This window comes from Isoptericola halotolerans, from assembly GCF_013149785.1.
GTDB lineage: Bacteria > Actinomycetota > Actinomycetes > Actinomycetales > Cellulomonadaceae > Isoptericola > Isoptericola halotolerans.
Genome location: NZ_JABEZU010000001.1, coordinates 1,579,813 through 1,599,030, shown reverse-complemented (window position 1 = coordinate 1,599,030; position 19,218 = coordinate 1,579,813). Strand labels below are relative to the sequence as shown.

Annotated in this window: 19 protein-coding genes; 3 read left to right on the top strand and 16 right to left on the bottom strand. The window is 73.0% G+C overall.

The features are described from left to right. The first annotated feature begins 33 nt into the window (after window positions 1–33). Window positions 34–876, top strand: coding sequence for an alpha/beta hydrolase (locus tag HDG69_RS07560; protein WP_171783055.1), 843 nt, complete (start codon window positions 34–36; stop codon window positions 874–876). A 19-nt stretch (window positions 877–895) separates the two neighbouring features. Here the strand turns inward: HDG69_RS07560 and hisD are convergent, their stop codons facing one another. Then, window positions 896–2,218: a histidinol dehydrogenase gene (gene hisD, locus HDG69_RS07555; RefSeq protein WP_171783054.1), complete on the bottom strand. Its 1,323-nt coding sequence runs from the start codon at window positions 2,216–2,218 to the stop codon at window positions 896–898. Window positions 2,219–2,328: 110 nt separating this feature from the next. Between hisD and HDG69_RS07550 the strand changes: the two genes are divergently transcribed. Then, a complete protein-coding gene (locus HDG69_RS07550) occupies window positions 2,329–2,568 on the top strand; it encodes an RNA-binding S4 domain-containing protein (RefSeq protein WP_171783053.1) in 240 nt (79 codons plus the stop codon). Here the strand turns inward: HDG69_RS07550 and HDG69_RS07545 are convergent. From HDG69_RS07545 to dnaE, 3 genes are read right to left on the bottom strand one after another with little or no spacing between them, the layout of a single operon-like run. After that, window positions 2,553–2,960, bottom strand: coding sequence for a TIGR03618 family F420-dependent PPOX class oxidoreductase (locus HDG69_RS07545; protein WP_171783052.1), 408 nt, complete (start codon window positions 2,958–2,960; stop codon window positions 2,553–2,555). The two genes, HDG69_RS07550 and HDG69_RS07545, sit on opposite strands and share 16 nt — an antisense overlap. Window positions 2,961–2,970: 10 nt before the next feature. Beyond that, window positions 2,971–3,471 carry an NUDIX hydrolase gene (locus tag HDG69_RS07540; protein WP_171783051.1) on the bottom strand — a complete coding sequence of 167 codons (501 nt, stop codon included), beginning with the start codon at window positions 3,469–3,471 and terminating at the stop codon, window positions 2,971–2,973. Further along, entirely contained in the window at window positions 3,468–7,055 is a 3,588-nt protein-coding gene (gene dnaE, locus HDG69_RS07535) for a DNA polymerase III subunit alpha (protein ID WP_171783050.1), read from the bottom strand. Before dnaE ends, HDG69_RS07540 begins: the two co-directional genes overlap by 4 nt. A gap of 94 nt (window positions 7,056–7,149) precedes the next feature. On the opposite strand from dnaE, the gene HDG69_RS07530 reads away from it, so the two are divergent. After that, entirely contained in the window at window positions 7,150–8,118 is a 969-nt protein-coding gene (locus tag HDG69_RS07530) for a substrate-binding domain-containing protein (RefSeq protein WP_171783049.1), read from the top strand. A 3-nt stretch (window positions 8,119–8,121) separates the two neighbouring features. Here the strand turns inward: HDG69_RS07530 and HDG69_RS07525 are convergent, their stop codons facing one another. From HDG69_RS07525 to HDG69_RS07470, 12 genes are all read right to left on the bottom strand, one after another. Beyond that, the gene (locus HDG69_RS07525; RefSeq protein ID WP_171783048.1) at window positions 8,122–9,051 is read right to left on the bottom strand and encodes an RluA family pseudouridine synthase; all 930 of its coding nucleotides are present in this window, start codon (window positions 9,049–9,051) and stop codon (window positions 8,122–8,124) included. Continuing rightward, a complete protein-coding gene (lspA, locus tag HDG69_RS07520; RefSeq protein WP_171783047.1) occupies window positions 9,051–9,683 on the bottom strand; it encodes a signal peptidase II in 633 nt (210 codons plus the stop codon). Before lspA ends, HDG69_RS07525 begins: the two co-directional genes overlap by 1 nt. 17 nt (window positions 9,684–9,700) lie before the next feature. Continuing rightward, window positions 9,701–10,162 carry a TraR/DksA family transcriptional regulator gene (locus HDG69_RS07515; protein WP_171783046.1) on the bottom strand — a complete coding sequence of 154 codons (462 nt, stop codon included), beginning with the start codon at window positions 10,160–10,162 and terminating at the stop codon, window positions 9,701–9,703. Between the two features lie 125 nt (window positions 10,163–10,287). Continuing rightward, a complete protein-coding gene (locus tag HDG69_RS07510) occupies window positions 10,288–10,938 on the bottom strand; it encodes a DivIVA domain-containing protein (protein ID WP_171783045.1) in 651 nt (216 codons plus the stop codon). Window positions 10,939–11,102: 164 nt separating this feature from the next. Beyond that, entirely contained in the window at window positions 11,103–11,402 is a 300-nt protein-coding gene (locus tag HDG69_RS07505; protein ID WP_171783044.1) for a YggT family protein, read from the bottom strand. A gap of 68 nt (window positions 11,403–11,470) precedes the next feature. Further along, window positions 11,471–11,944, bottom strand: coding sequence for a cell division protein SepF (locus HDG69_RS07500; RefSeq protein ID WP_106267961.1), 474 nt, complete (start codon window positions 11,942–11,944; stop codon window positions 11,471–11,473). A gap of 114 nt (window positions 11,945–12,058) precedes the next feature. Beyond that, window positions 12,059–12,868, bottom strand: coding sequence for a peptidoglycan editing factor PgeF (gene pgeF, locus HDG69_RS07495; RefSeq protein WP_171783043.1), 810 nt, complete (start codon window positions 12,866–12,868; stop codon window positions 12,059–12,061). Then, window positions 12,865–14,172, bottom strand: coding sequence for a cell division protein FtsZ (gene ftsZ, locus HDG69_RS07490; RefSeq protein ID WP_171783042.1), 1,308 nt, complete (start codon window positions 14,170–14,172; stop codon window positions 12,865–12,867). The genes pgeF and ftsZ overlap by 4 nt, the downstream gene beginning before the upstream one ends. 189 nt (window positions 14,173–14,361) lie before the next feature. After that, a complete protein-coding gene (locus HDG69_RS07485; protein ID WP_343036310.1) occupies window positions 14,362–15,150 on the bottom strand; it encodes a cell division protein FtsQ/DivIB in 789 nt (262 codons plus the stop codon). Between the two features lie 164 nt (window positions 15,151–15,314). Further along, window positions 15,315–16,817 (bottom strand): UDP-N-acetylmuramate--L-alanine ligase, encoded by a 1,503-nt coding sequence (murC, locus tag HDG69_RS07480; protein WP_171783041.1) that lies wholly within the window; start codon window positions 16,815–16,817, stop codon window positions 15,315–15,317. After that, entirely contained in the window at window positions 16,814–17,965 is a 1,152-nt protein-coding gene (gene murG / locus HDG69_RS07475) for an undecaprenyldiphospho-muramoylpentapeptide beta-N-acetylglucosaminyltransferase (RefSeq protein WP_171783040.1), read from the bottom strand. The genes murC and murG overlap by 4 nt, the downstream gene beginning before the upstream one ends. A gap of 10 nt (window positions 17,966–17,975) precedes the next feature. Continuing rightward, a complete protein-coding gene (locus HDG69_RS07470) occupies window positions 17,976–19,211 on the bottom strand; it encodes a peptidoglycan glycosyltransferase FtsW (protein ID WP_171783039.1) in 1,236 nt (411 codons plus the stop codon). Between the last annotated feature and the right edge of the window lie 7 nt (window positions 19,212–19,218).

Sequence of the window (19,218 nt, the reverse complement as noted above, 5' to 3'; positions counted from 1 at the left end):
TGGACCGAGCGACCGATCGGCGACGATGGACGGATGGACACGACCACGTCCCCGTGGAGGCGCCGGGCGCTGGGCGGCCTCGTCGCCCTGGTCGCCGTCGGCGCGCTCCTGCTCGCCCTGGTCTGGTGGGGGCAGGACCTGCTCGTCTACCACCCCGACCGCACCGACCCCGGTCCCGCAGCCTCCGTCCTCGACGGCGGCGAGGACGTCACGCTCCGGACCGACGACGGGCTGGAGCTCACCGCGTGGTTCGTGCCGGCCGGCGCCACGGCACGCGACGCCGCCGTGCTCATGGCCCCTGGCAACGGCGGCAACCGGCTCGGCCGCACCGGTCTCGCTCAGCGCCTCGCCGACCGCGGGTTCGCGGTGCTGCTGCTGGAGTATCGCGGCTACGGCGGCAACCCGGGGTCACCGTCCGCCGACGGCCTGCACGCCGACGCGCTCGCCGCGCTGGAGGCGCTCGACGACCGCGGGTACCCGCCGCAGCGCACCGTCTACCTCGGCGAGTCGCTGGGCACCGCGGTGGTGGCCCGGCTCCACACCGAGGATCCCGGGGCCGGGCTCGTGCTGCGCTCGCCCTTCACCTCGCTCGCCGACGTCGGCGAGCACCACTATCCCGTGCTGCCCGTCCGGAGCCTGCTGCGCGACCGCTACGAGGTGCGCGAGCACGTCGCCGCCGCTCAGGTGCCGGTCACCGTCGTGCACGGTGACGCCGACTCGGTGGTCCCGCCGGACCAGAGCCACGCGGTGGCCGAGGCCGCACCCCGGCTCGCCGAGCGTCTCGCGCTGCCCGGCGCCGACCACAACGACCCGGTGATGTTCGGGCCCGACGTGGCCGACGCCGTCGACCGCCTCGCCGACGCCGCGGGCCTGTGACAGCCACCGACCAGGCGGCTCAGAACCGCCCGCGCACCGCCTCGCCGTGGGCGGGCAGGTCCTCGTCGTTCGCCACGGCGACGATGCGCTCGGCGACCTCCGCCAGGGCCTCGCGCGAGTAGTCGACCACCTGCACCGACCTCAGGAACGCGTGGACCCCCAGACCGCTGGCGAAGCGCGCCGTGCCCCCCGTGGGCAGCACGTGGTTGGAGCCGGCCATGTAGTCACCGAGGGAGACCGGCGAGTACGGCCCCACGAAGATGGCCCCCGCCGAACGCACCCGCTGAGCCAGCTCGGCAGCGCCCACGGTCTGGATCTCCAGGTGCTCGGCACCGTAGGCGTCCACCACCGCCAGCCCCTGGTCGAGGTCGTCGACCACCACCACGGCCGACTGCGGACCCGCGAGCGCCGTCGTCACCCGGGCGGTGTGCTTGGTCGCCTCCGCCAGGTCCACCAGCTTGGACTCCACCGCACCGGCGAGCTCCACGGACGGCGTGACGAGCACCGACGCCGCCATCGGGTCGTGCTCGGCCTGGCTGATGAGGTCGAGCGCCACGTGCCCGGGGTCGGCGGAGTCGTCGGCCAGCACCGCGATCTCGGTCGGGCCGGCCTCCGCGTCGATCCCGACGACGCCCCGCACCAGGCGCTTGGCCGCCGCGACGTAGACGTTCCCGGGGCCGGTCACGACGTCGACGGGCTCGCACAGCACCTCGCCGTCGGCCGGTTCGCTCCCGGTCGCCCCGTAGGCGAACATCGCCACGGCCTGCGCTCCCCCGACCGCGTACACCTCGTCGACGCCGAGCAGGGCGCAGGCCGCGAGGATGGTCGCGTGCGGCAGCCCGCCGGAATCCTTCTGCGGCGGGGAGGCCACCGCCAGCTCGGGGACGCCGGCCTCCTGGGCGGCGACCACGTTCATGATGACCGACGACGGGTAGACGGCCAGGCCCCCGGGCGCGTAGAGGCCGACCCGCTGCACCGGGATCCACCGCTGCCGTACCTCGGCGCCGTCGGCCAGCACCGTCGTGTGCTCGCCGGGCAGCTGGTCGGCGTGCACGGCACGCACCCGCACCACCGCCTCCTCGAGAGCCGCACGGACGACCGGGTCGAGGCCCGCGAGCGCCTCGTCGAGCGCGGCGGCCGGCACCCGCAGATGCTGTGGCCGCACCCCGTCGAAGCGCTCGGCCAGGTCGCGCAGGGCGGCACCACCGCGGGAACGGACGTCCGCCAGGACGGGAGCCACGGCGTCGACCGCCTGCTCCACGCCCACCTCGGGGCGCGGCAGCACCTGCAGCAGCTCGGAACGGGACAGGACCTGCCCGCGAAGATCGATGCGTCGGATCACCGCTCCAGTCTAGGAGATCGCCGCCGAGCCTCTCCCTGCGGTCCACCCTCAGGACCCCGCGCCACGCGCACCCGCGACCGCGGCCGGCAGCGGCCTGGGAGGATGGACGGATGGACACCCCCCTCGAGGTCCCCATCCGCGACGACGTCATCCGGCTCGGCCAGTTCCTCAAGCTGGCAGGGCTCGCCGAGTCGGGCAACCACGCCCGCGACCTCGTGGCCGACGGCGACGTGCGCGTCGACGGCGAGACCGAGACCCGGCGCGGCCGCCAGCTGCGAGCCGGTGCCCGCGTGACCGTCGCGGGACCCGAGGGCGACCAGACCGCCGTGGTCGTTCAGGAGGACATGTAGGCCGACGCCATGACGTGGTCGGGTGTGAGCCGCAGCACGATCCGGCGGGGGTCGTACTCGACCTGCCTGTACCGGGTGGCGTAGCGACGCACGGCCTCGGCGACCTCGTCGGGGTCCTCGACCACCTCGACCGTCCCCTCGAGCGTCATCCAGCGGCCGCCGTCGACCTGGCAGAGGGCGGCCCGCGGGGCTTGCCCGTCCGGCCCGCGGCGGCCCGCGTTACGGGCCTTGACCGACGTCCGCCGTGCCGTGACGCGCGCCACGCCCTGCTCGGCGTCCCACGTGAAGGCCACCGGGACCACGTGCGGCGTGCCGTCGGCGCGCAGGGTGGTCAGGGTGGCCAGGTGGCGCTCGGTGACGAAGACGAGCTGCTCGGGGTTGAGACGGATCACCTGCGTGAGCCTACGCGCCGTCGCCCGGGTCGCCGAAGCCGAGGGTGATCACCCGCGGGACGTCGCCGTCGTGCAGGGCACGCAGCACCGCGAGCTCGTGCGGCACGACGGGGTCCGGCAGGTGCACGAACGGGAACCAGCGCAGGTCCGCGGCCCTGTCCGCCTCCTGCAGCGCCGGTTCCCCCTGCCACCGGGTCGTCGCGAAGAAGAAGTCCACGCGCTGCTCGAGCGCAGGACCACCGGGCTCCCCCCGGTGCACGACCGTCAGCGGCTCGAGGTCCGCCGGGCCCACCGTCACGCCGAGCTCCTCGCGCGCCTCGCGGACCGCGGCCTCCAGCACGGACTCCCCGGCCTCGACGTGACCGGCCGCACCGGCGGCCCAGTACCCGTCCATGAACCCCGTGCCGGCCCGCAGCTGCAGCAGGACCTGCCCCTCACGTCGCAGCAGGACGTACGCGGCCGGGACCACCCGGAACCGGTGGTCGGCGCTGCCGTCGTCGGACCCGGTCATGACAGGCAGCTCGGTCCGAGCAGCGCCTTGAGGTCGCCGAACAGCGCCGGCGACTTCTCGACGCGCAGCCGGTCGGCGGCCCGCACGACCGTCTTCTTGCCGGGTTCGGCGACGTGCACGTGGACCTCGGCCGGTCCGGGGTGCGACACCAGCACCTCGCGCAGCCGCACCATGACCGGTTCGACGCAGCGTGTGTGCGGCACGGTCACCTGGACCGGCGCGTCGGCCACGGCCGAGGTGTCGGGCAGCGTGACCTCCTGCGCCTGGAGCTGCATCTGCTCGTCACGGCGCCGCACGCGGCCCTTGAGCGTGACCACCTGGTCCTCGGCGAGGACCGTCGAGTACGCCAGGTAGGTCTCGCCGAAGAACATCACCTCGACCGAGCCCTCCAGGTCCTCGATCGTCACGGCCGCCCACGGGTTGCCGTTCTTGCTCATCTTGCGCTGCACCGAGGTCAGCAGCCCGGCGACGGTGACCGACGAGCCGTCCGGCCGGCCCTCGTCCGCGACCAACGACGCGATCGAGGTGTCGGCCGCCCGGGCGAGGACGTGCTCCATGCCCGACAGCGGGTGGTCCGAGACGTAGAGCCCCAGCATCTCCCGCTCGAACGCGAGACGCTGCTTCTTGTCCCAGTCCGGCAGGTCCGGCACCTCGACGGCGAAGGTCACCGGGTCGTCGCCGCCCCCGCCGAGGTCGGCGAACAGGTCGAACTGCCCCTCGGCCTCCTTGCGCTTGACGGAGATCACCGAGTCCACCGCCTGCTCGTGGACGACGAGCAGGGCGCGCCGCGGGTGCCCGAGCGAGTCGAACGCCCCGGCCTTGATGAGCGACTCGATGGTGCGCTTGTTGCAGACGACCGCGGGCACCTTGTCGAGGAAGTCGGTGAACGAGGTGAAGTCGCCGTGCTCCTCCCGGGCGGCGATGATCGCCGAGACCACGTTGGCCCCGACGTTGCGCACGGCCGTCAGCCCGAACCGGATGTCGTCGCCGACGGCCGTGAACTTCGCCGCCGACTCGTTGACGTCGGGCGGCAGGACCGTGATGCGCATCCGGCGGCACTCGCCGAGGTACAGCGCCATCTTGTCCTTGTCGTCCCGCACCGACTGCAGCAGGCCGGCCATGTACTCGGTGGGGTACTTCGCCTTGAGGTACGCCGTCCAGTAGGCCACCAGCCCGTAGCCCGCCGAGTGCGCCTTGTTGAAGGCGTACCCGGCGAACGGCACCAGCACGTCCCACACCGCCTTGATCGCCGCGTCGGAGTAGCCGCGCTCCTTGCAGCCGGCCTCGAAGTTCACGAACTCCTTGGCCAGCACCTCGGGCTTCTTCTTGCCCATGGCGCGGCGCAGCAGGTCCGCCTGACCGAGCGAGTAGCCCGCGAGGATCTGGGCGGCGCGCTGCACCTGCTCCTGGTAGACGATCAGGCCGTACGTCTCGTCGAGCACCTCCGACAGGGGCTCGGCCGTCTCGGGGTGGATCGGCTCGATCTTCTGCAGGCCGTTCTTGCGCAGCGCGTAGTTGACGTGCGAGTTCATGCCCATCGGGCCGGGGCGGTACAGCGCGATGACGGCCGACAGGTCGTCGAACTTGTCCGGGCGCATCTGCCGCAGCAGCGAGCGCATCGGCCCGCCGTCGAGCTGGAACACGCCGAGCGTCTCACCGCGGGCGAGCAGGGCGTAGGTGTCGACGTCGTCGAGCGGCACGTGCTCGATCTCCACGGCGTCCTTGCCGTTCATCGTGATGTTCTCGAGCGCGTCGTCCAGGATCGTCAGGTTGCGCAGGCCGAGGAAGTCCATCTTGATCAGGCCGAGGCCCTCGGACGTCGGGTAGTCGAACTGCGTGATGACCGCGCCGTCCTGGGGCCGGCGCATGATCGGGATGACGTCGATCAACGGTTCGCTCGACATGATGACGCCGGCCGCGTGCACCCCCCACTGCCGCTTGAGGCCCTCGATGCCGCGTGCCGTCTCCACGACGCGCTGCGCCTCGGGGTCCGCGTCGTGCATCTGCCGGAACTCCGCCGCCTCCGAGTAGCGCTCGTGGGACGGGTCGAAGATCCCCGACAGCGGGATGTCCTTGCCCATGACGGGCGGCGGCATCGCCTTGGTGAGCTTCTCCCCCATCGCGAACGGGAAGCCCAGCACGCGCGAGGCGTCCTTGAGCGCCTGCTTCGCCTTGATGGAGCCGTACGTGACGATCATCGCCACGCGGTCGTCGCCGTACTTGTCGCTCACGTACCGGATGACCTCGGAGCGCCGGCGCTCGTCGAAGTCGACGTCGACGTCGGGCATCGAGACGCGCTCCGGGTTGAGGAACCGCTCGAAGATCAGCCCGTGCTCCAGCGGGTCGAGCTCGGTGATGCCCATCACGTAGGACACCATGGAGCCCGCCGCGGACCCACGGCCAGGGCCTACCCGGATGCCCTGCTCCTTGGCCCAGTTGATGAAGTCGGCGACCACGAGGAAGTACCCCGGGAAGCCCATCTGGATGATGACCTCGGTCTCGTACTGCGCCTGCTTGCGCACCTCGTCCGGGATGCCGGAAGGGTAGCGCCGGTGCAGCCCGTGCTCGACCTCCTTGACGAACCAGGAGATCTCGTCCTCGCCCTCGGGCACCGGGAAGTTCGGCATGTAGTTCGCGCCGGTGTCGAAGGACACCTCGCACCGCTCGGCGATGAGCAGCGTGTTGTCGCACGCCTCGGGCATCTCGGCGAAGAGCCGGCGCATCTCCGCCCCGGACTTCACGTAGAAGGTGTCGCCGCTGAACGCGAACCGGCTCCCGCCCTGGTCGTACGTGGGCTCGTCGAGGGTCGATCCGGAGTTCACCGCGAGCAGCACCTCGTGCGCGTGGGAGTCCTCCTGCTTGGTGTAGTGCAGGTCGTTCGTGGCCACCAGCGGTGCACCGATGTGCTCGGCCAGGCGCAGCAGGTCCTTGGAGGTGCGGGACTCGATCTCGATCCCGTGGTCCATCAGCTCGACGAAGTAGTTCTCCTTGCCGAACAGGTCCTGGAGCTCGCCGGCCGCCCGCACGGCCTCGTCCCACTGACCGAGCCGCAACCGCGTCTGCACCTCTCCCGAGGGGCAGCCCGTGGTGGCCATCAGTCCCTCGGAGTACGTCTCCAGCAGCTCGCGGTCCATGCGCGGCCACTTGCCCATCTGACCGTCGAGCGAGGCCAGCGACGACGCGCGGAAGAGGTTGTGCATCCCGACGTTGTCGCGGGCCCACAGCGTCATGTGGGTGTACGCGCCACCGGCGGAGACGTCGTCGCGCCGCTGGTTCTGGTCCCCCCACAGGACCTTGGTGCGGTCGTGACGGCTGGTGCCCGGCGTGACGTACGCCTCGACGCCGATGATCGGCTTGACCCCGAACCTCTGCGCCGTGCTCCAGAAGTCGAACGCTCCGAACAGGTACCCGTGGTCGGTGATCGCGATGGCCTTCTGGCCCAGCCGGGCGACCTCGGTGAACAGGTCGTTCATCCGTGCCGCGCCGTCCAGCATCGAGTACTCGGTGTGGACGTGGAGGTGGACGAAGTCGTCCGCCTTCTCTGCGGTGGAGGCAGGTCCGGGGGGTGCAGCGGCGTCCGACATGGCCACGAGTCTAGGTCCCGCGGGTGACACCTCCCGGCCGCGCCGCGCGGCCCAGTACAGTGCTGCCCAACGTCCGGTCGCAGGAGGAGGATCCGTGGGCTCAGTGACGAGCACCGACGTCGCCCGTGCCGCGGGGGTCTCTCGTACCACCGTCAGCTACGTCCTCAACGACACCCCGGGGGCGTCGGTCTCGGAGGCGACCCGCCGGCACGTGCGGGAGACCGCCGCGCAGCTCGGCTACGCGCCGTCGGCGGCCGCACGCACGCTGCGGCGCGGTCGCAGCGACCTGGTGGTCTGCGTGCTGCCCGACTGGCCCACCGGTCCGGTCGTGGACTCCCTGCTGGACCATCTGACCGACGTGCTCGCGGAACGCGGGCTCTTCGTGCTCGTCCACCACCACCGCGACTCGCGCGCCCTGAGCGACCTGTGGCGGGCCGTGACGCCGCAGGCGGTCGTCGGGCTGGCCCCGTTCGCCGCCGACGACGCGCGCGCGATGCAGCAGGCGGGGATCACCGTCGTGGGACCCGTCGAGCCCGCCGACGCCGGGGCGTTCGACCGGTCCCAGCACGACCTCGCGGCACTGCAGGTCGACCATCTCGCCGCCCGCGGGCACCGGTCCGTGGCGTTCGCCACGACCACGGACGACCGGCTCCGCCGGTTCGGTGACGCCCGGTACACCGGCGTCCAGGACGCCTGCGCCGACCGAGGGCTGCCGCGGCCAGGACGGACCGCGGTGCGGACGGACGAACCCGCCACCGACGCCGTCCGCCGCTGGCACCGGGACGGCGTCACGGCCGTGGCGGCCTACAACGACGAGGTGGCGCTGGCCGTGCTGGCCGGCGCCCGGGTCGCCGGGCTCGGCGTGCCCGAGAGCCTGGCGGTGATCGGGGTCGACGACTCCCCCGCAGCCGCCGTGGCCGCACCGACCCTGACCACCGTCGCCCAGCCGGTCACCCCGCAGTCGGAGCACCTGGCGGCCGTCGTGCTGGCCGCGCTCGACGGTCTCGTCTCCCCGCCGTGGCCGGACGACCCGGCCTACGTGGTGGTCCGCGAGTCGGCCTGACGGTCAGGAGTAGGCGCCGCGCACGACCTCGAGAGCGTCCTGCAGGTCGGCCGGGTACTCGCTGGTGACCTCGACGCGCCCGCCGGTCACGGGGTGGTCGAAGGCGAGCCGCATGGCGTGCAGCCACTGACGCTCGAGCCCGACCTTCGAGGCCAGCACCGGGTCGGCCCCGTAGGTGAGGTCGCCCACCAGCGGGTGGCGCAGGGCCGACAGGTGCACGCGGATCTGATGGGTCCGCCCGGTCTCCAGGTGCACCTCGACCAGGGACGCGGCCGGCAGCATCTCCAGGACCTCGTAGTGCGTCACCGACGGCTTGCCGTCGGCCACGACGGCGAACCGGTAGTCGTGGTGGGGGTGCCGGCCGATCGGGGCGTCGATCGTGCCCGTCGTGGGTTCCGGGTGCCCCTGCGCCAGGGCGTGGTAAACCTTGTCGACCGTGCGCTCCTTGAAGGCGCGCTTCAGACCGGTGTAGGCGGCCTCGCTCTTGGCGACCGCCATGAGGCCCGACGTGCCCACGTCCAGCCGGTGCACGATGCCCTGGCGCTCCGCGGCCCCCGAGGTGGACACCCGGTACCCCGCCGCAGCGAGCGCCCCGACCACCGTCGGTCCGGTCCATCCCGGCGACGGGTGGGCGGCCACGCCGACCGGCTTGTCGATCACGACGACGTCGTCGTCCTCGTAGGCGATCGCCATGCCCTCCACGGGCTCGGCGACCACCGGCGTCGACGACGGCGCCTCCGGGACGTCGACCTCGAGCCAGCCGCCGGGGGTGACGCGGTCCGACTTGCCGACCTCCCGGCCGTCGAGGTGCACGGCGCCGCTCGCAGCCAGCTCGGCGGCCTGCGTGCGCGAGAAGCCGAGCATCCGCCCGAGGGCCACGTCGACGCGCTCGCCGGCCAGACCGTCCGGCACGGGCAGCGTCCTCAGCGCCATCAGGGACGGTCCTCGTCCGTGCGGGGCGGGGCGTCCGCGTCGGCCTCGTCCTTGCCGCGGCCCTGCTCCTCGTGCCGGGTGCCGTCGAGCGCGATGCCACGGAAGGACAGCACCACGATCAGGCCTGCCGCGACCACGATGGCGATGTCGGCCACGTTCCCGACGAAGAAGTCGGCATAGGCGATCATGTCCACCACGTGCCCGCGGGCGAACCCTGGTTCGCGGAAGAGCCGGTCGAGCAGGTTGCCGACCGCACCGCCGAGCAGCAGCCCCAGCGCGACGGCCCACCCGACCGAGCCGATCCTGCGGATCGCGCGCAGGATCACCACCACGACGACGACCACCACGACCGTCAGGACGCCCGTGTACCCGGACCCGATCGACAGTGCTGCCCCGTCGTTGAACACGAGGGACAGTCCGAGCAGGTCGCCCACCAGGTCGATCCGCTCACCCACGGTCAGCGCGCTCAGCGCCCACCACTTGGTGAGCTGGTCCACCACGAGTACCACCGCTGCGAGGGCGAGTGCCCAGGTACCGAGCCGACGACGCCGCGAGGACGTCCGATCGGCGGCCGGAGCGTCGTCGTCAGGGACAGCGGAAGCCGGGTCGTGACCGGCGGGCGTGGAGGACATCGCGCCCGATTCTACGGTCAGCGCCGTTCCTCGCGCGCCTTCGCCTCCACGGACAGGGTGGCTCGCGGGAACGCCTGGAGCCGCGCCTTGCCGATGGGCGCCCCGGTGATCTCGCAGGTGGCGTACGTGCCGTTGCGGATGCGCCCGATCGCGTGGGTCGTCTGTGCGAGCAGGTCGCGCAGGTTGTTCACCAGCGTCAGCTCCTGCTCACGCTCGAGGGCGCTCGAGCCGTAGTCCGCCTGGTCGTCACCGGCGCCGTCGCCGGAGTTGCGCAGGAGGTCGCTCAGCTCGGCGTCCGCGGCCGCGAGCTCGCGCGTGAAGCGCTCCCGGTCCTCGAGGAGGAGCACCGCGAGCTCGGAGACCTCTGGGAGCGTCCAGGGATCCTCCCCGTCGCGGACGGGGAACGTCTTGACGTCCTTCGCCAGGTTCGGGAACTCGTCGCGGACCGTCGCGCGCTGAGAGGTGGAGAGCTTGGACATTCGCTGCCCTTCCGTTCGTGGAGTCACCGCAGCGTAAGTGCGCGGACCGGCCCGCACAACAGCACGCGCCGACGTGGCGTGTCCTGGGTGCGAGCCGGTCCGCGCGGGACTGCTCCGGGTCGTGCTCAGAGCTCCTGGGAACGCCCTGCGCTCGCGTTCTGACGCTGCGGCGGCAGTGCCGACCCGCGCGCGTCCAGGTCGCCCAGGAGGTTCTGCAGGAAGCTCTTGAGACGGGTGCGGTAGTCACGCTCGAACAGCCGCAGCTCGTCGATCTTGCGCTCGAGGAGCGAGCGCTCCTGCTCGAGCTGGGAGAGCGTGCGGTGGCTCGTCTCCTCGGCCTCACGGACGATCCTGCTGCCCTCGGACTTGGCCTCGGAGATCAGGCGGTCGCCCTCCTCCTGGCCCGAGCGCACGTAGTCGTCGTGCAGCTTCTGGGCGAGCTGGAGCATCCCCGTGGCGGACTCGGGCTCTGCGGGCTGCGCGTCTCCGACGGGCGGAGCGGCGGCCGCGGCAGCGGCCGCGGCCTGGACCTGCGCCGCGACGTCGGGCTGCTCGACCACGGACTGCTGGGCGGCATCGCTGCGGCTCAGCTCACCCACACGACGCTCGGCCGCAGCCAGCTTGGAGCGCAGGTCGTCGTTCTCCTCCTGCACGGAGGTGAGCGTGCGGACCACCTCGTCGAGGAAGTCGTCGACCTCTTCGACGTCGTAGCCCTCACGGAACTTCGTCGCCGAGAACTTCTTGTTGAGGATGTCCTCTGCCGTCAGCAGTGCCATCGTGTCACCTCGTTGCCGTAGCGCGGTCCAGTGCACGGACCCGGAGCGTCCGTGGAAGCCCACGGTAGCGGACACCCGCAGCAGGGGCCCCCCGGGGACCGCGCACTCACGGTCTCTTCACAGGTCGCACGGGACATGGTCCCGCGTGTCGCACAGTCCTCGGTTCAGGCGACGGTGCCCGCCAGTGCCCGGGCGAGGTTCATGAGGATCGACGTGGCGAAGAACAGCACCAGGAACGCGAGGTCGAGCCGGATGCTGCCGAGCGTCAGCGGCGGGATGACGCGGCGCAGCGCCCGCAGCGGCGGGTCGGTGACCGTGTACACCGCCTCGGCCAGGATCAGCACGATGCCGCGCGGGCGCCAGTCGCGGGCGAAGACCTGCACCCAGTCGAAGACGAGGCGCACGATCAGGCACACGAGGAACAGGAACAGGACGAAGGAGACGATGCCGAAGATCACACTCACGAGGGCAACCTACCCGACGCACGACGCACGACCCGGGGGGCGTTCCCGGGCCGTGCGTGAGGAAGTCGTCAGCTCTGGTTGTAGAAGGCTCCGGCACGCGGGTCCGGACGCTCGGCGACCTGCTCCTCGCCGGTGATCTCCACGTGCTCGGGAGAGAGAAGGAACACCTTGTTGGTGACGCGCTCGATCGAACCGTGCAGGCCGAAGATGAGCCCCGCCGAGAAGTCGACCAGACGCTTGGCGTCGGCGTCGTCCATGTCGGACAGGTTCATGATCACCGGGGTGCCACCACGGAACGCCTCGCCGATCAGCCGGGCGTCGTTGTACGACCGCGGGTGGATCGTCGTGATCCGCCGCAGGTCTCCCCCGGCGAACGCGTCCATCGGTGCTCCGTCCCGGTGCAGCGGCGTGACCTCGGCCTGGTAGTCGTCGTCCCGCACCGGCTCCAGCTCCTCGTCGAACTCGTCGAGGTACTCCCCGTCGGGGCGTTGGTCGTCGGCCAGCCCCAGGTACAGCATGGTCTTGCGAAGCGCTCCGCCCATCGCCCTGCTCCGTTTCGTCGGTAGATCCGTGACTTGACGGTAACCACGACGAGGCGCTAGTCGAGGTACGACACGCCGGGCAAGCCCTCGACGCGACGGCACACCGGGCGCGACTCAGGCGAGGACCACCACACCCGCCTGCCTGCCTGCCACGGTCCCGGCGGCGGTGGCGCGCCGGTGCGAGAACAGGTCGGGGTCGGTGAGCGTGCACCGGTCCACCCGCGCGCTCGGGACGTCGCGGGCCGACAGCTGCGCCACGACGCCGGCCGGCAGGTCGAGGCCGGGGGTCCCCCGGTCGGTGGTCGCCCACGTCGCGGGGACGACGGCGGACACCTCCTCGCGCAGGGCGTGCGGCACCTCGTAGCACCCCCCGCAGACAGCGGGCCCGACGGCGGCACGCAGGTCGCCGACCCGTGCGCCCCGGGCCAGCATCGCGTCGACCACGCGGTCGACGACGCCGAGCACGAGACCACGCCGCCCGGCGTGCGCGGCACCGACGACGCGCGCGACCGGGTCGGCGAGCAGCACCGGCACGCAGTCGGCGACGAGCACACCGAGCCCGAGCGCCGCCTCGGCCGTGACGAGACCGTCGGCCTCCCCTGCGCTGAGCGGAGCGGCGACGGACTCCCACTCGGCACGTTCGGCCGCCCCGAGGGTGAGCACCGCCTCGCCGTGCACCTGCGTGGCGAACGCGACGGGCGCACCCACCCACGTGGCGACCTGCTCGCGGTTGCGACGCACCCGGGCCTCCTCGTCGCCCGTCGACGTGCCGAGGTCGAGCGACGCCCACGGCGCCGGCGAGACACCGCCGTGCCGCGTGGTGAAGCCGGCCACCACGCCCGGACCGAGGTCCGCGCGCAGGAGGCCGGCTCCGAGGTCCGCGGGCAACAGCGCCTCCTGGGCCCAGGTCGTCGACGACGTCACTTCAGGAAGTCGGGCACGTCGAGCTCCACCTCGGGACGCGGACGCTCGGCCACGCGCGGCACCTCGACCGGACGCTCCACCGTCACGCCCTCGCCGTTCTCGACCACCGTGAACGCCGGGCGTGCCTGCGTGGTGCCGACGGGCTGGAGGCTGGCCGGCACGTCGTCCGGGTCCGCCGGGATCGGCCGGGGCCGCGCGTGCGCGGGCTCCGCGGCGGGAACCGGTGCGGTGGCCGGGGACGCTCCCGCCGGGGAGGTCCCGGAGGGCGCCGGCGCCGTCCGGGCGCCGTCGCCGAACGGCGAGGCACCGGCACCGCTGACCTGCCCCAGCGCCCGGGAGTCCTCCCGGGCCTTCGGCAGGCCGCCGTCGAACCCGGCGGCGATCACGGTCACACGGACCTCGTCGCCGAGGGCGTCGTCGATCACGGTGCCGAAGATGATGTTGGCCTCGGGGTGGGCGGCCTCCTGGACGAGCCGAGCCGCCTCGTGCACCTCGAACAGACCGAGGTCGCTGCCGCCCTGGATGGACAGCAGCACGCCGTGCGCACCGTCGATCGACGCCTCGAGCAGCGGCGAGGAGATCGCGAGCTCGGCGGCCTGCACCGCGCGGTCCTCGCCTCGGGCCGACCCGATGCCCATCAGCGCCGAACCGGCTCCCTGCATCACCGACTTCACGTCGGCGAAGTCGAGGTTGATCAGGCCGGGGGTCGTGATGAGGTCGGTGATGCCCTGCACGCCGGAGTGCAGCACCTGGTCGGCGGAGTGGAACGCGGCGATCGCCGAGACGCTCTTGTCGGACATCGACAGCAAGCGGTCGTTGGGGATGACGATGAGGGTGTCCACCTCCTCGCGGAGCGCCTCGATCCCCTGCTCGGCCTGGACCGAGCGTCGCCGGCCCTCGAAGGTGAACGGCCGCGTCACCACCCCCACGGTCAGCGCACCGAGGGAGCGGGCGATCCGGGCCACCACGGGAGCCCCGCCGGTCCCCGTGCCGCCTCCCTCGCCCGCGGTGACGAAGACCATGTCCGCCCCGCGCAGGACGTCCTCGATCTCCTCCTCGTGGTCCTCGGCGGCCTTGCGCCCGACCTCGGGGTCGGCGCCGGCACCCAGTCCACGGGTGAGCTCGCGCCCGACGTCGAGCTTGACGTCGGCGTCCGACATCAGCAGCGCCTGGGCGTCGGTGTTGATGGCGATGAACTCGACACCCTTGAGGCCGACCTCGATCATGCGGTTCACGGCGTTCACGCCGCCACCGCCGATGCCGACCACCTTGATCACTGCCAGGTAGTTCTGCGGAGTTGCCACGTCGTTGCCTCTCGGGTCGATCCGGGTCCTGACCTCACCGCCGCCAACCCTCAGGTTGTAGTCGAAGGTGAGAGTTATGTCAGGTTGCTGCTGTGACGACGGTAGGTCGCCGTGACCGGTGCCGCCCGCACGTGGCCCGGCGTGTCGCGAGCGGCCGGGCGCAGCATGCCACGGTGTCGCCCGTTCGTGTCACCGTGTCACCGGCAGCTCGGGAGACGAGACATCGATCACGCCGGCGTCCTGCGCGACCTCCCGCAGCGTGAGGACGACCTCCAGCTTCAACGGCAGGTTCGTCTCGCCGCCCCATCGCACGCTCACGCCGTCGCGCAGGAGGGTCTCGACATCGTCCTGGGTCTGGGCGCTGACCTGCTCGACCTCGCGCGCCAGGTCCGCAGGCAGGGCCGAGACGACCGCCAGCGCCGCCCGCAGGCTCCCCGCCGACTCCTCGTCCAGGGGCACCGACACGACGGGGAGGCTCGAGGGCACCTTCTTGCGTGAGCCGACCCGCACCCCCTCGTCGTCCAGCAGCACGTAGCGACCGCCGTCCGGAACCGCCGCCACCGGCACCCTGGCCGTCAGGGCGACGTCGATCCCCCGCGGCCAGGATCGTGCGACCGTGACGTCCTTGACACCGCGCATCGCGAGGATCTCGTCCCGCAGGGCCCCCGTGTCCACCCGCACCAGGGGCGTCCCGACGGCAGCCTCGACCGTTTCCCGGACGGCGTCCGCGTCCACGGTGCTGCCCTCGCCGGACACGGTCACGCCGCCGCTCTCCAACGCCAGCAGGTCCGACCAGCCGACCACCCACCCGGCGCCACCGAGCAGCACGAGGGCGAGGACGGCGGCGACGACCATCCGCCACGAGCGGTGCCGCCGCATCGCCGACCGCTCGGCGAGCCGGTCCGCCATCGCCCCCGTGACCCGGTCCTCACGCGCCGTGCTCCTCGGGGCTCGCGCCGCACGCGTCCCGGACGGCACGCGCTCGACCTCCCGGCCGGCGGACGTCCTCGGACGGTGCGGGGGCTCAGGCGAGGACGCGCTCCGGGCCGACGCCGCGCTGCCCGCGGACGTCGCGGTCTCCCCCCCGCCCGACGCAGGACGCGACGGGCGCTGGGGCGTGCGAGGACGGGGTGGCGGACGCATCACCCCATGGTCGCGCCGTCGGGCCCCCGGTCGTCGCGCGCCACGCCGGACCGCGCGGCGAGGTGGTCGAGGATCACCCCACCGAGCTCGGTCACGTCGCCCGCCCCGACGGTGAGCAGCACGTCCCCCGGACGTGCCAGGTCGGCGGCGACCCGAGCCGCCTCCACGCGGTCCTCGACCGGCCGCAGCGCACCTCCCGAGCCCGTCCCGCGCGACAGGTCCGTGATGGTCCGTGCCGTGACGGTCGGGTCGTGGTCCTCGCGCGCCCGGTACACACCGGTGACCACCACCTCGTCGGCGAGCGCGAGCGCGTCGGCGAACCGCCCCGCGAAGGCGCGCGTCCGCGAGTACAGGTGCGGCTGGAACAGGACGACCACCCGCCCCTCCCCCGCGACCGGGCGGGCTGCACGCAGCAGCGCCTCGACCTCGGTGGGGTGATGGTCGTAGCTGTCGAAGACCCGCACACCGTCCACCTCGCCCCGGGGCTCGAACCGCCGGCCGGTGCCGACGAACCCGGTCGCCCCGTGCACGGCGGTGGCCGCCGGGACACCCAGCAGCGTCGCCACCACGACCGCCGCCGTGGCGTTCAGCGCGTTGTGCGCACCGGGTACCTGCAGCTCCAGCGCTCGGGGCTCCCGACCGAGCGGCCCCCCGGCCACCGTGGCACGCACCGTCCCGGCGCCGACGACGACGTCCCCCACGACGACGTCGGCATCCTCCCGGGTGCCGTACGTCACGACCTGCCGACCGGCGTCGCGGTGGGCCGTCGCGAGCGCCGCCGACCCGGGGTCGTCGGCGCAGGCCACGAGCCAGCCGTCCGGGACGATCCTGGCGGCGAAGTCGACGAAGGCTCGTTCGAACGCCTCCTGAGAGCCGTAGTGGTCGAGATGGTCGGCCTCGACGTTCGTCACCACGGCGACCGTCGGGGCGTAGTTGAGGAACGAGCCGTCCGACTCGTCAGCCTCCGCGACCAGGACGTCCGAGGAACCGGCATGCCCGCCGGGTACGGCTCGACCACCGTCGAGACGCACCGTCCCACCGATCGCGAACGACGGGTCCAGCCCGCCGGCACGCAGGACGATTGCCACCATGGCCGAGGTCGTCGTCTTGCCGTGCGCCCCGGCCACCGCGATCGCGCGCCGGTCGGCCATCAGCGAGGCCAGCGCCTCGGACCGGTGCAGCACACGCAGCCCGGCGGCTCGCGCCGCCGCGAGCTCCGGGTTCGACTCACGCACCGCCGAGGACACCACGACGGTGTCGACCACCGCGCGGCCGTCGGCGTCGAGCACGTGCGACGCGTCGTGCCCCACCCAGACCCGTACCCCGTCAGCACGCAGAGCGGCCAGCGCGGGGCTCTCCGCCGCGTCCGAACCTTGGACGTGGACCCCTCGGGCCGCCAGCAGCCGCGCGACCACCGACACCCCGGCCCCACCGACACCCACCAGGTGGACCCGGCCGAGCTCGGCCAACGGCACCGGACCGGGGCTCGCGGCGTCGCTCATCGGGCGCGTCCGGCGACAGCACCGGCCACCAGGTCCGCCACCCGCGCGGCGGCGTCGCGGACCCCGACCGAGCGCGCCGCGTCGGCCATCGGCCCGAGCCGGTCGGCGTCGACCACGAGGCCCGGCACGTAGTCCGCGACCCAGGCCGCGTCGAACTGCGCGTCCTCGACCAGGAGGCCGCCGCCCGCCCCGACGACCCCGGCGGCGTTCAGACGCTGCTCACCGTTGCCCACGGGCAGCGGGACGTAGACGGCGGGCAGCCCCAGGGCCGCCAGCTCGCAGACCGTGCCGGCACCGGACCGCGCCACGACCAGGTCGCACGCGGCCAGCGCCTCGTGCATCTCGGGCAGGTACTCGCGTACCTGGTAGCGCGACGCCTCGTGCCCGCCGGCAGCCACCGCACGGTCGACGACGTCGCGCACCGCCGCGTCCTTGCCCTTGCCCGTCAGGTGCAGGACCTGCACGCCGGCGCCGAGGAGCGCCCCGGCCGCCCCGGCCACGGCCTCGTTCACGCGCACGGCCCCTGACGAACCGCCCGTCACCAGGAGGGTCGGCAGCGACGGGTCCAGCCCCAGGACGTCCGCAGCCCGCGCCCGCGCTGCGACGGCGTCGTCCTGCCGGGCGTCGACCAGCGCGGCGATCTCCGCGCGCAGCGGCAGCCCGACGCAGGTCGCCCCCGGCAGCGCGGTCTGCTCGAACGTGGTCGCCACGGCTGCCGCCCACCGGGCTCCGAGCCGGTTCGCCAGCCCGGGGCGCGCGTTCTGCTCGTGGATCACCACCGGCACGCCTCGCCGTCGGGCAGCCAGGTAGGCGGGCGTCGAGACGTACCCGCCGAAACCGACGACCGCCTGCGCGTCGATCTCGTCGATCGCGGCCTCGGCCGCCCGGACGGCGACGCCCAGCCGGCCGGGCAGCCGCAGCAGGTCCACGCTCGGGCGCCGCGGCAGCGGCACCCGGGGGACCTCGCGCAGCTCGTAGCCGCGGGCCGGGACGAGCTCGGCCTCCAGCCCGGAGGCGGTGCCCAGGACGAGGAACGACGCCTCGGGCTCACGGGCTCGGAGCTCGTCGGCGACGGCGAGCAAGGGGTTGACGTGGCCGGCGGTCCCGCCGCCGGCCAGCACGACGGATCGCACTGAGGAGCTGTTCACCCCACGGACCCTACCGGGCCGCGACGCGACCCCGGCCGAGCACCGTCATCGAGCGCCGCACGACCCCCCGCCGGGCGGCGAAGGCCTCGGCGGCCCCCGGTTCCGAACGGGCGAAGCTCATCACCATCCCGAGCGCGGCCATCGTGGTCACCAGCGCGGACCCTCCGGCGGAGACGAGCGGGAGCGGCACGCCGATGATGGGCAGGAGCCCGATGACCACCCCGATGTTGAGCAGCGCCTGCCCCACCACCCAGCAGGCGACGGCGGCCGTGGTGATCTTCACGAACGGGTCCGGGTGCCGGCGGATCACCCGTGCCATCGCCACGCCCAGCACGGCGAACAGGGCGAGCACCAGCAGGGTGCCCAGCAGCCCGAGCTCCTCGCCGATGATGGCGTAGATGAAGTCGTTGTGCGCCTCCGGCAGGTACCGCCACTTCTCCCTGCTCGCGCCGAGCCCGACCCCGAAGAACCCACCGGTGCCGAGCCCGTAGAGCCCGTGCAGCGCCTGGTAGCAGTCGCCCTGCGGATCCGTGCAGCCGCCGTAGGTCGAGGTGATCCGTTGCATGCGGTTGTCGTTGCCGACCACGAAGAACGCCACGACGACGAACGCCGCGACAGCTCCGCCGAGGGCCAGCATCCTGGCCGGGGCGCCGGAGACCCACAGCGCGCCGGCCACGAGACCCGCCATCACCAGCACGGTGCCGAGGTCGTGGCCCCCGAGCACCAGGCCGAGCAGCACGAGCGCGCCGGGAACCGCCGGCAGGAAGACGTGACCCCACGAGCCCAGGAGGTGCTGCTTGCGCCCGAGCACGGCCCCGAGCCACACGGCGAGCGCCACCTTGCTCACCTCCGCGGGCTGGATGACGACGCCGCCGCCCAGGTGCACCCAGCCGACGTTGCCGCCCTTGCCCAGCCCGAAGGCGGGCACCAGCGTCAGCGACTGCAGGCCGAGCGCGACCACGAGCCCCGGCCACGCGAGACGCTTGTACCAACGCACCGGTAGCCGCATGGCCACCACCATGAACGGGATGCCGACCAGCGCGAAGCGCGCCTGGACCAGTCCGGCGGCGTACGGCGAGTCCCCGGCGGCGATGGAGGTGACGGCCGTGCTCGAGAAGACCATCACCAGCCCGATGACGAGCAGCAGTCCGGTCGCACCCACGAGCAGGTAGTAGCTGGTCACCGTGGAGTTCCACTGGCCGAGCCACGGCCGGACCTCGGTCCGTGCCCCGGTGGTGGTGGCCATCGTGCTC

Bases quoted from the DNA above. Each gene is read 5' to 3' on its own strand.
- HDG69_RS07560 (WP_171783055.1), top strand. From the start codon at position 34: ATGGACACGACCACGTCCCCGTGGAGGCGCCGGGCGCTGGGCGGCCTC.
- HDG69_RS07550 (WP_171783053.1), top strand. From the start codon at position 2,329: ATGGACACCCCCCTCGAGGTCCCCATCCGCGACGACGTCATCCGGCTC.
- HDG69_RS07540 (WP_171783051.1), bottom strand. From the start codon at position 3,471: ATGACCGGGTCCGACGACGGCAGCGCCGACCACCGGTTCCGGGTGGTC.
- dnaE (WP_171783050.1), bottom strand. From the start codon at position 7,055: ATGTCGGACGCCGCTGCACCCCCCGGACCTGCCTCCACCGCAGAGAAG.
- HDG69_RS07525 (WP_171783048.1), bottom strand. From the start codon at position 9,051: ATGGCGCTGAGGACGCTGCCCGTGCCGGACGGTCTGGCCGGCGAGCGC.
- lspA (WP_171783047.1), bottom strand. From the start codon at position 9,683: ATGTCCTCCACGCCCGCCGGTCACGACCCGGCTTCCGCTGTCCCTGAC.
- HDG69_RS07515 (WP_171783046.1), bottom strand. From the start codon at position 10,162: ATGTCCAAGCTCTCCACCTCTCAGCGCGCGACGGTCCGCGACGAGTTC.
- HDG69_RS07510 (WP_171783045.1), bottom strand. From the start codon at position 10,938: ATGGCACTGCTGACGGCAGAGGACATCCTCAACAAGAAGTTCTCGGCG.
- HDG69_RS07500 (WP_106267961.1), bottom strand. From the start codon at position 11,944: ATGGGCGGAGCGCTTCGCAAGACCATGCTGTACCTGGGGCTGGCCGAC.
- murC (WP_171783041.1), bottom strand. From the start codon at position 16,817: ATGAGCGACGCCGCGAGCCCCGGTCCGGTGCCGTTGGCCGAGCTCGGC.
- HDG69_RS07470 (WP_171783039.1), bottom strand. From the start codon at position 19,211: ATGGCCACCACCACCGGGGCACGGACCGAGGTCCGGCCGTGGCTCGGC.